The organism is Vibrio sp. 1641 (genome assembly GCF_033339995.1).
GTDB classification, from domain to species: Bacteria; Pseudomonadota; Gammaproteobacteria; order Enterobacterales; family Vibrionaceae; genus Vibrio; species Vibrio alginolyticus.
In genome coordinates, this window is the sequence record NZ_JAWOVP010000440.1 from 1 (window position 1) to 544 (window position 544).

Below are 544 nucleotides of genomic sequence, written 5' to 3' on the forward strand. Positions count from 1 at the left end.
TCTCTTGAACTTTACCCGCGTAGATGTGGGCGCGGAACGCGCCCCAGTGTGAGCCTGTTACTTTCCAAGTACCAGTCGACTCAGCTGCGTTTGCAGAAGCTGACGCCAATAAGCTTGGACCGATAACTGACGCTGCACTTGTGGTTGCTACACCTTTAAGAAAACTTCTTCGTGTAATAGCCATTTAAATTACTCCAATCCGCGCTTATTAGTGGTGGCCTTCAGCATAATCTGAAGAGTGCTTCTGTAGATATTTCAAGATCAGTGCTTCACTGTCTGTATCTAGGTTAACGAACGCAAGCATGCCGTCGAACATACCTGGCCAGGTGTTCGCATCGAAGTGCGCTTCAGCTGGTTGTGTATGACATACAGAACAGTTTGTTTTGTATGCTTCTTTCGATTTTTCCCATACAGGGTTGATGTCGTTCAGCATAGACTCTTTCTTGATCCATACTTTCGCTGCCACTTTCTCCCAAGGAAGACCAGTCAGCTCGTCCACTCGTTTTTCACCAGTCGTAACGATGTTGCTGTCTGTAGACGCTTC

The 544-nt window shown here is 47.1% G+C and carries 1 protein-coding gene and 1 pseudogene; both read right to left on the reverse strand.

What is annotated here, in order from left to right; genetic code table 11:
* On the reverse strand, positions 1–184 hold a 184-nt coding region (locus R7Z47_RS26450; RefSeq protein ID WP_318130974.1), incomplete at its 3' end, for a twin-arginine translocation signal domain-containing protein.
* A 24-nt stretch (positions 185–208) separates the two neighbouring features.
* Positions 209–544 (reverse strand): annotated as a pseudogene (locus R7Z47_RS26455) (pentaheme c-type cytochrome TorC); the annotation flags it as partial.